Source organism: Candidatus Clostridium eludens (genome assembly GCF_045310515.1).
GTDB classification, from domain to species: Bacteria; Bacillota; Clostridia; order Clostridiales; family Clostridiaceae; genus Clostridium_B; species Clostridium_B eludens.
Map to the genome: position 1 here is coordinate 1 of NZ_JBJHZX010000135.1, position 881 is coordinate 881.

Here is an 881-nt window from a genome sequence, read left to right on the forward strand (position 1 = left end):
AATAAGTTTTCAAGTATAGTAGTTTACAACTACATTAAAGACTTGAAAACGGTTGGAATTTTAAAAGAAGATAAAGAAAAGAAAACAATAGATATAGCTGTTCCTCTAGGAGTTATTGCAGGATTAATACCTTCAACTAACCCAACTTCAACAGCAATATTTAAGGTATTAGTAGCATTAAAGTCAGGAAATGCAATAGTATTTTCCCCACATCCAACAGCAGTAAGAAGTATTACTGAAACTGTAAAAATAATGCAAAAAGCTGCACTAGAAGCAGGAGCACCAGATGGATTAATTGGATGTATGTCAATTTTAACAGTAGAAGGTACTGCTGAATTAATGAAGAACAAAGATACAGCTCTTATCCTTGCAACAGGCGGAGAAGGAATGGTTAGAGCAGCTTATAGTTCAGGAACACCAGCTATAGGAGTTGGACCTGGAAACGGCCCATGCTTTATCGAAAGATCAGCAGATATCCCTGCAGCAGTAAGAAAAGTAATAGGCAGTGATACTTTTGATAACGGAGTAATTTGTGCTTCAGAACAATCCATAATCGCAGAAACAGTAAGCAAGGCACAGATAATTGAAGAATTCAAGAAACAAAAGGGATATTTCTTAAATGCAGAAGAATCAGAAAAAATAGGCAAGATTTTATTAAGAGCTAATGGAACACCAAATCCAGCAATAGTAGGAAAAGATGTTCAAGCTTTAGCAAAATTAGCAGGAATAAGCATACCAAGTGATGCTGTAATATTACTTTCAGAACAAACAGACATAAGTGCAAAGAACCCTTATGCAAAAGAAAAATTAGCTCCAGTACTTGCATTCTATACAGTAGAAGACTGGCATGAAGCATGTGAAAAATCTCTTGCTCTTCTTAA

General features: G+C 35.3%; 1 protein-coding gene. It reads left to right on the plus strand.

Features of this window, described 5'->3' with window-relative positions:
• Positions 1-881 (plus strand): aldehyde dehydrogenase family protein (locus ACJDU8_RS25550; RefSeq protein WP_406795000.1); only part of this gene is annotated, 881 nt, incomplete at both ends.